Source organism: Thalassococcus halodurans (assembly GCF_900108225.1).
Taxonomy (GTDB): domain Bacteria; phylum Pseudomonadota; class Alphaproteobacteria; order Rhodobacterales; family Rhodobacteraceae; genus Thalassococcus; species Thalassococcus halodurans.
The window spans coordinates 999270-1005817 of record NZ_FNUZ01000002.1 but is presented as its reverse complement, the minus strand read 5'-3'; the positions used below and the strand labels follow the sequence as shown (position 1 = coordinate 1005817).

The window sequence follows — 6548 nt, the reverse complement described above, 5'->3', positions numbered from 1 at the left end:
GAAATCGTTGGTATCCGTGACACATCGAAAACGACCTGCACAGGCGTTGAAATGTTCCGCAAGCTGCTGGATCGCGGTGAAGCGGGCGACAACATCGGTGCCCTGCTGCGTGGTGTTGACCGTGACGGCGTTGAGCGTGGTCAGGTTCTGTGTAAGCCGGGGTCTGTGACACCGCACACCAAGTTCGAAGCAGAAGCCTACATCCTCACCAAAGAGGAAGGTGGCCGTCACACGCCGTTCTTCGCGAACTACCGTCCGCAGTTCTACTTCCGTACAACTGACGTGACAGGCACCGTTCAGCTGCCGGAAGGCACCGAGATGGTAATGCCGGGCGACAACCTGAAGTTCGAAGTCGAACTGATCGCTCCGATCGCGATGGAAGAAAAGCTGCGCTTCGCGATCCGCGAAGGCGGCCGCACCGTCGGCTCCGGCGTCGTCTCCAAAATCATCGCATAAGCGGTGGTTTGCAGGTGCGCCAACCTTGGCGCACCTTCGATGCCTAAAAGAAATTCGTCAGTTTTATCCGTAGGATAGGCTGGCAAAGGGTTCGAAGAAGCGGCGGGGTGGTCCCGCCTCTTCCTCTCAACTCTCACGCGCCAAAATAAGGCCAGTAATATGCAAAGCCAGAACATTCGCATTCGGCTCAAGGCGTTTGACTACCGTGTGCTGGACGCCAGCACGCAGGAAATCGTCAACACAGCCAAACGGACGGGCGCCGACGTGCGCGGCCCGATCCCACTGCCGAACAAGATCGAACGCTTCACCGTTCTGCGTGGTCCCCACGTGAACAAGAAGTCCCGCGATCAGTTTGAAATTCGCACCCACAAGCGTCTGCTCGACATCGTCGACCCGACGCCGCAGACTGTGGACGCCCTGATGAAACTCGACCTCGCCGCTGGCGTTGACGTCGAGATCAAGGTTTAAGGAGGGCAACGGAAGATGCGCTCTGGTGTAATCGCAAAGAAAGTCGGCATGACCCGGCTTTTCATGGAAGACGGTAAGCAGATCCCTGTGACCGTTCTCCAACTCGAAAACCTTCAGGTTGTTGCTCAGCGCACAGCAGACCAGCACGGCTACTCGGCCGTTCAGCTGGGTTGCGGTACTGTGAAAGCAAAAAACGTCTCGAAAGCGATGCGCGGCCACTTCGCCGCAGCAAAGGTCGAGCCGAAGCGCAAAATCGCGGAATTCCGCGTTGCGCCCGAGAACCTGATCAACGTCGGTGAAGAGATCACTGCTGACCACTATCTTGAAGGTCAGTACGTTGATGTCTCCGGCACCTCCATCGGTAAAGGTTTTGCCGGTGCGATGAAGCGCCACAACTTCGGTGGTCTGCGTGCATCGCACGGTGTTTCCATCTCGCACCGTTCGCACGGTTCGACCGGTCAGTGTCAGGATCCCGGCAAGGTTTTCAAAGGCAAGAAAATGGCTGGTCACATGGGTGCTGTCCGCGTGACAACCCAGAACCTGCAGGTTGTGAAAACCGATGCCGATCGTGGCATCATCATGATCAAAGGTGCTGTTCCGGGTTCCAAGGGCGGTTGGGTGACCATTAAGGACGCCGTTAAAAAGCCGACACCTGACAACCTGGTTCTGCCCGCGGCTCTGCGTTCCGCGCAAGCGCCGGCCGCTGAAGCAGCTGCTGTTGAAGGAGACGAGGCATGAAACTCGACGTGATCAAACTTGACGGCGCAGCCGCTGGTTCTGTCGAGCTGACGGACGAGATCTTTGATCTCGAGCCGCGCGCCGACATCCTGCAGCGTGTTGTTCGCTGGCAGCGTAACAAGGCTCAGGCCGGTACGCACAAGGTTAAGACCCGCTCGGAAGTGAGCTACTCGACCAAGAAGATCTATCGCCAGAAGGGCACAGGTGGCGCACGCCACGGTTCCCGCAAGGCGCCCATCTTCCGCAAGGGTGGTATCTACAAGGGTCCGACACCGCGCAGCCACGCGCACGACCTGCCTAAAAAGGTTCGTGCACTGGGTCTGAAACTGGCTCTGTCCGCAAAGGCAAAGACAGGTTCGCTGGTTGTGATCGAAACCGCCGAAACAGACGGCAAGACCAACACACTGGCCAAGCAGGTCCGTGATCTTGGTTGGAAGCGCGCTCTGATCATCGATGGCGCAAGCGTAAACGAGGGCTTTGCCCGCGCCGCTGCAAACATCGACGGTCTGGATGTGCTGCCGTCCATGGGCGCAAACGTCTATGACATCCTCAAGCGTGACACTCTGGTGCTCACAAAAGCGGGTGTAGAAGCACTGGAGGCTCGACTGAAATGAGCGCGAAGGCAGAACACTACGACGTGATCCGCAAGCCGATCATCACTGAAAAGTCCACAATGGCGTCTGAAAACAACGCTGTGGTTTTCGAAGTTGCGATCGATGCGAACAAACCGCAGATCAAAGAAGCGGTTGAAGCCCTGTTCGGCGTTAAGGTGAAGGCAGTGAACACTGTCGTCTCCAAAGGTAAGGTCAAGCGTTTCCGTGGTCAGATCGGCCGCCGGAACAACGTGAAGAAAGCTTACGTGACGCTGGTTGAAGGCAACACAATCGACGTTTCCACTGGTCTGTGATCAGCGGTTGAACGGAATAGAAGGGCCCTCGGTGAAAACCGGGGGCCTTTTTTTGTAGGGCAGTCTGTCGCTGCTGATAGCGATTTCAGACATGTGCAAAGCCCCTTATTTTCTTGGGTTTGCGTTTTGTCGGAATAGATTGGCTGCAGCTATTGACCCCTAGGGATCGTTGGACTAAACGACCCCATCGGCTGGCCCCGGATTCGTTCCGGGGCTTTCCTGTTGTTCTTAAGAAACATCGTTTCGGCAGGACATTGCTAACTGGGGACCTTCGGGGCCCTACACTCGAAATAGGCAGGCCTTCGGGTTTGCCGCACGTTAAACGGAAGACAGAAAGCATGGCACTCAAGTCGTATAAACCGACGACGCCGGGCCAGCGCGGGCTGGTGCTGATCGACCGTTCGGAGCTGTACAAAGGACGTCCTGTCAAAGCCCTCACCGAGGGTCTGACAAAGTCGGGCGGTCGAAACAACACCGGACGGATCACATCTCGCCGCCGCGGCGGTGGCGCGAAGCGTCTCTACCGGATCGTCGATTTCAAGCGTAACAAATTTGATGTTGCAGGCATCGTTGCACGCATTGAATATGACCCCAACCGCACAGCCTTTATCGCGCTAATCCAGTATGATGACGGCGAACAGGCGTACATCCTCGCACCGCAGCGTCTCGCGATCGGTGACAAGGTCATCTCTTCTGCCAAAGCAGACATCAAGCCCGGCAACGCAATGCCGTTCTCTGGTCTGCCGATTGGTACAATCGTTCACAACATCGAACTGAAGCCGGGCAAGGGCGGTCAGATCGCACGTGCCGCTGGTACATATGCTCAGTTCGTTGGTCGTGACGGTGGCTACGCTCAGATCCGCCTGTCCTCGGGCGAACTGCGCATGGTACGTCAGGAATGCATGGCAACAGTTGGCGCCGTGTCGAACCCCGACAACTCCAACCAGAACTACGGTAAAGCCGGTCGTATGCGCCACAAAGGCAAGCGTCCGTCCGTTCGTGGTGTCGTTATGAACCCGATCGATCACCCGCACGGTGGTGGTGAGGGTCGGACATCGGGTGGTCGTCACCCGGTCACCCCGTGGGGTAAGCCGACCAAGGGTGCACGCACTCGTAACACCAACAAGGCATCGCAGAAGCTGATCATTCGCTCGCGTCATGCCAAGAAGAAAGGGCGGTAATCCATGACACGCTCTGTTTGGAAAGGCCCCTTTGTGGATGCTTATGTGCTTAAGAAAGCAGAAGCATCGCGCGAATCCGGCCGCAATGAAGTGATCAAAATCTGGTCGCGCCGTTCGACAATCCTGCCCCAGTTCGTAGGTCTGACATTCGGCGTCTACAACGGCCAGAAGCACGTTCCCGTGCTGGTATCCGAAGACATGATCGGCCAGAAGTTCGGTGAATATTCCCCGACGCGTACCTACTACGGTCACGCAGCCGACAAAAAAGCCAAAAGGAAGTAAGCCATGGGCAAGGATAAAAATCCCCGCCGCGTGGCGGACAACGAGGCAATGGCGAAGCTGCGCATGCTGCGCACGTCTCCGCAGAAGCTGAACCTCGTTGCGGCAATGATCCGCGGCAAGAAGGTAGACAAGGCTCTGACCGATCTGACCTTCTCGAAAAAGCGTATCGCCGTTGACGTGAAGAAGTGCCTCCAGTCGGCTATCGCAAACGCAGAAAACAACCACGGTCTCGACGTAGACGAACTGGTTGTTGCGGAAGCATATGTTGGCAAGAACCTGGTGCTGAAGCGTGGACGTCCTCGGGCGCGTGGCCGTTTTGGTCGCATCCTGAAGCCGTTCTCGGAAATCACCATCAAGGTGCGTCAGATCGAGGAGCAAGCCTAATGGGTAACAAAACCAATCCGATCGGCATGCGTCTTCAGGTCAACCGCACCTGGGACAGCCGCTGGTACGCTGATACCAAGGACTACGGTGATCTGCTGCTGGAAGACCTCGCGATCCGCGAATTCATCCACGAAGAGTGCAAGCAGGCGGGTATCGCCCGTATCATCATCGAGCGTCCGCACAAGAAATGCCGCGTAACCATTCATGCCGCCCGTCCGGGTGTCATCATTGGTAAAAAAGGCGCGGACATCGAAGCCCTGCGCAAAAAGCTGGCTCGCATGACCGAGTCCGAGCTGCACCTCAACATCGTTGAAGTGCGCAAGCCCGAGCTTGATGCGCGTCTGGTTGGCGAATCCATCGCCCAGCAGCTCGAGCGTCGTGTTTCTTTCCGTCGCGCTATGAAGCGTGCCGTTCAGAACGCAATGCGCATGGGCGCACTGGGTATCCGTGTGAACGTTGCGGGCCGTCTTGGCGGTGCCGAAATCGCGCGGACAGAATGGTATCGCGAAGGCCGCGTGCCCCTGCACACACTGCGTGCTGACATCGATTACTCGCATGTCGAAGCTGAAACACCCTACGGTATCATCGGTATCAAGGTGTGGATCTTCAAAGGCGAGATCATGGAGCACGATCCGCAGGCGCGTGACCGCAAGAGCCAGGAAATTCAAGACGGCCCTGCACCCCGTGGTGCTGGTGGCGGTCGGCGCTAAGGAGGGCTGAACTGTGCTTCAACCTAAACGCACCAAATTCCGTAAGGCCCATAAGGGCCGGATCAAAGGCCTTGCAAAAGGCGGTTCCGATCTGAACTTTGGCACATACGGCCTGAAGGCCCTTGAGCCCGAGCGTGTAACAGCACGTCAGATCGAAGCAGCACGTCGTGCCATGACGCGTCACATGAAGCGTCAGGGCCGTGTCTGGATCCGTATCTTCCCGGATACACCCGTAACCGCAAAGCCCATCGAAGTTCGTATGGGTAAAGGTAAGGGTTCCGTCGACCGTTGGACCTGCAAGGTCAAGCCCGGTCGCGTGATGTTCGAACTGGACGGCGTTAACGAAGAAATCGCACGCGAGGCCCTGCGCCTGGCAGCGATGAAACTGCCGATCAAGTCGCGCGTCGTTGTTCGCGAAGACTGGTAAGACCGACGCGCATTTGCGCTAGGTTTTAAGAAAAAAGACCCCCGTCAGAAATGGCGGGGGTTTTTATATTGTGCGTGGCCGTGGTCGTTCTTAAGTGTCGCGGGCAAACAATAGGGGATCCCATGCGCCAGATCGTTGCCGACATCCTAGCCAAGCAAAGCGTCAAGAATTTCGTGACGGCGGTTATTCTATTCAATGCCATCATTCTGGGCATGGAAACATCGGACACCGTCATGGCGACGGCCGGCGATTTGCTTAAGCTGTTGGATCATATTTGCCTGGCTATCTTTGTGATCGAAATCGTTGCCAAGATTTATGCCCACCGCATGGATTTCTTTAAATCCGGCTGGAACATCTTTGACTTCCTGATCATCAGTTTGTCGCTGTCTCCGAGCGGCGAGGGCTTTGCTGTTCTTCGGGCCATGCGTATCCTGCGTTTGCTGCGGATGGTGTCGATCGCCCCGACATTGCGCCGTGTGGTCGAGGCCTTTGTATCGGCTTTGCCCGGGATGGCGTCTGTCTTCCTGCTGATGGGGCTGATTTTCTACATCGCATCTGTCATGGCGACGACACTGTTTTCCGACGCGTTCCCACAGTGGTTCGGTTCTCTTGGTGCGTCAGCCTATTCTCTGTTCCAGATCATGACGCTGGAAAGCTGGTCCATGGGCATCGTCCGTCCGGTGATGGAGGTCTATCCATACGCGTGGATGTTCTTTGTTCCCTTCATTTTGGTCACGACTTTCGCTGTGGTGAACCTTGTGGTCGGTCTGGTCGTAAACTCCATGCAGGACGCCCACGCCGAGGAAAGCAACGCAGCGACCGATGACTACCGTCAAGAAGTGGTAGATCGTTTGGACCGGATCGAGGCTGCTTTGACAGAGTTAAGTAAAAAATAAGGGGCCATTTCCTAGCGAGTACCACTGTTGGTGCAATCGTCAGCTAATCGTTCCCTCAAAACACCGCAGCAATAAAGGTCAAAGTCTGAAAGATGCTTT

The 6548-nt window shown here is 56.3% G+C and carries 11 protein-coding genes; all 11 read left to right on the top strand.

Annotation, left to right across the window (positions count from 1 at the left end; genetic code table 11):
• A partial coding sequence (locus tag C4S59_RS09920) for an EF-Tu C-terminal domain-related protein (RefSeq protein WP_327346262.1) occupies positions 1-456 on the top strand: 456 nt, incomplete at its 5' end.
• 159 nt (positions 457-615) lie between these two features.
• A complete protein-coding gene (rpsJ, locus tag C4S59_RS09915) occupies positions 616-924 on the top strand; it encodes a 30S ribosomal protein S10 (RefSeq protein ID WP_076450108.1) in 309 nt (102 codons plus the stop codon).
• Positions 925-939: 15 nt separating this feature from the next.
• Positions 940-1662, top strand: a complete 723-nt coding sequence (gene rplC / locus C4S59_RS09910) for a 50S ribosomal protein L3 (protein ID WP_103910272.1) — start codon at positions 940-942, stop codon at positions 1660-1662.
• On the top strand, positions 1659-2276 hold the full coding sequence (gene rplD, locus C4S59_RS09905; RefSeq protein WP_103910271.1) for a 50S ribosomal protein L4: 618 nt from the start codon (positions 1659-1661) through the stop codon (positions 2274-2276). Before rplC ends, rplD begins: the two co-directional genes overlap by 4 nt.
• Positions 2273-2569 (top strand): 50S ribosomal protein L23, encoded by a 297-nt coding sequence (locus C4S59_RS09900; RefSeq protein WP_103910270.1) that lies wholly within the window; start codon positions 2273-2275, stop codon positions 2567-2569. Before rplD ends, C4S59_RS09900 begins: the two co-directional genes overlap by 4 nt.
• A gap of 338 nt (positions 2570-2907) precedes the next feature.
• Positions 2908-3750: a 50S ribosomal protein L2 gene (gene rplB / locus C4S59_RS09895; protein ID WP_103910269.1), complete on the top strand. Its 843-nt coding sequence runs from the start codon at positions 2908-2910 to the stop codon at positions 3748-3750.
• A gap of 3 nt (positions 3751-3753) precedes the next feature.
• The gene (rpsS, locus tag C4S59_RS09890) at positions 3754-4032 is read left to right on the top strand and encodes a 30S ribosomal protein S19 (RefSeq protein ID WP_103910268.1); all 279 of its coding nucleotides are present in this window, start codon (positions 3754-3756) and stop codon (positions 4030-4032) included.
• 3 nt (positions 4033-4035) lie between these two features.
• Positions 4036-4416: a 50S ribosomal protein L22 gene (rplV, locus tag C4S59_RS09885; RefSeq protein WP_103910267.1), complete on the top strand. Its 381-nt coding sequence runs from the start codon at positions 4036-4038 to the stop codon at positions 4414-4416.
• Positions 4416-5126, top strand: coding sequence for a 30S ribosomal protein S3 (gene rpsC / locus C4S59_RS09880; protein WP_103910266.1), 711 nt, complete (start codon positions 4416-4418; stop codon positions 5124-5126). The genes rplV and rpsC overlap by 1 nt, the downstream gene beginning before the upstream one ends.
• A 13-nt stretch (positions 5127-5139) precedes the next feature.
• The gene (gene rplP, locus C4S59_RS09875; RefSeq protein WP_103910265.1) at positions 5140-5553 is read left to right on the top strand and encodes a 50S ribosomal protein L16; all 414 of its coding nucleotides are present in this window, start codon (positions 5140-5142) and stop codon (positions 5551-5553) included.
• Positions 5554-5675: 122 nt separating this feature from the next.
• On the top strand, positions 5676-6449 hold the full coding sequence (locus C4S59_RS09870) for an ion transporter (RefSeq protein ID WP_103910264.1): 774 nt from the start codon (positions 5676-5678) through the stop codon (positions 6447-6449).
• Positions 6450-6548: the final 99 nt, after the last annotated feature.

What these genes read in the sequence shown, in the direction of transcription:
- rpsJ (WP_076450108.1), top strand. Translation starts at nt 616, where the DNA reads ATGCAAAGCCAGAACATTCGCATTCGGCTCAAGGCGTTTGACTACCGT.
- rplC (WP_103910272.1), top strand. Translation starts at nt 940, where the DNA reads ATGCGCTCTGGTGTAATCGCAAAGAAAGTCGGCATGACCCGGCTTTTC.
- rplD (WP_103910271.1), top strand. Translation starts at nt 1,659, where the DNA reads ATGAAACTCGACGTGATCAAACTTGACGGCGCAGCCGCTGGTTCTGTC.
- C4S59_RS09900 (WP_103910270.1), top strand. Translation starts at nt 2,273, where the DNA reads ATGAGCGCGAAGGCAGAACACTACGACGTGATCCGCAAGCCGATCATC.
- rplB (WP_103910269.1), top strand. Translation starts at nt 2,908, where the DNA reads ATGGCACTCAAGTCGTATAAACCGACGACGCCGGGCCAGCGCGGGCTG.
- rpsS (WP_103910268.1), top strand. Translation starts at nt 3,754, where the DNA reads ATGACACGCTCTGTTTGGAAAGGCCCCTTTGTGGATGCTTATGTGCTT.
- rplV (WP_103910267.1), top strand. Translation starts at nt 4,036, where the DNA reads ATGGGCAAGGATAAAAATCCCCGCCGCGTGGCGGACAACGAGGCAATG.
- rpsC (WP_103910266.1), top strand. Translation starts at nt 4,416, where the DNA reads ATGGGTAACAAAACCAATCCGATCGGCATGCGTCTTCAGGTCAACCGC.
- C4S59_RS09870 (WP_103910264.1), top strand. Translation starts at nt 5,676, where the DNA reads ATGCGCCAGATCGTTGCCGACATCCTAGCCAAGCAAAGCGTCAAGAAT.